Origin of the sequence: Pseudomonas sp. K5002 (genome assembly GCF_013386655.1) — a bacterium.
Lineage (GTDB): Bacteria > Pseudomonadota > Gammaproteobacteria > Pseudomonadales > Pseudomonadaceae > Aquipseudomonas.
This window is the reverse complement of record NZ_JACARK010001499.1, coordinates 1-786: the sequence shown is the minus strand read 5'-3', so window position 1 is coordinate 786 and position 786 is coordinate 1. Positions and strand designations below refer to the sequence as shown.

General features: G+C 66.7%; 2 protein-coding genes. Both read right to left on the bottom strand.

Annotation, left to right across the window (positions count from 1 at the left end):
- Nucleotides 1-205: putative RNA methyltransferase (locus HX846_RS37505; protein WP_372242074.1), on the bottom strand; the 205-nt coding region annotated here is incomplete at its 3' end.
- A partial coding sequence (locus HX846_RS37500; RefSeq protein WP_178967500.1) for a M20/M25/M40 family metallo-hydrolase occupies nucleotides 205-786 on the bottom strand: 582 nt, incomplete at its 5' end. The genes HX846_RS37500 and HX846_RS37505, both read right to left, overlap by 1 nt.

Here is a 786-nt window from a genome sequence, read left to right as displayed (position 1 = left end):
CCGGGGCGTAGTGCCCGGCGTTGAGGAAGTCGCGGCGCGCTTCCACCATTGCCAGGTTGTCGCCCGGGTCCCGACTGTTCTTGTGCTGCACCGGCAACAGGTTCAGGTAACCCTGGCGCGCCCGGTCGAAACGGTGCCCGGCCGGGCAGGCTACACCGTTGTCCACTTCCTGTAGCGGTGCGCTGCAAATGGGGCAAGCGAGCATCAGGCGAGCAACTTGATCAGGGTCTGGTAGTAGATTTCGGTCAGCACATCGAGGTCGCTGGCGAGGATGCGCTCGTTGACCTGATGGATCGTCGCGTTGACCGGGCCCAGCTCCACCACCTGAGTGCCGAGGGTCGCGATGAAGCGCCCATCGGAGGTGCCGCCGCTGGTGGACGCCTGGGTCTCGCGACCGGTGACGGCCTTGATGCTGGCGGAGACCGCATCGAGCAACGCGCCCGGTTCGGTGAGGAACGGCAGGCCCGACAGCGCCCACTCCACATGCCAGTCCAGGCCATGCTTGTCGAGAATCGCCGCGACCCGCTGCTGCAGGCCTTCGACGGTGGACTCGGTGGAGAAGCGGAAGTTGAACACCGCCGTCAGGTCGCCCGGGATCACGTTGGTGGCGCCGGTGCCGGAGTTGAGGTTGGAAATCTGGAAGCTGGTAGGCGGGAAGAAGGTGTTGCCATCGTCCCAGTGCTCGGCGGCCAGTTCGGCCAGGGCCGGAGCCGCCAGGTGGATCGGGTTCTTCGCCAGGTGCGGGTAGGCCACATGGCCTTGCACGCCGCGCACGGTCAGGGTGGC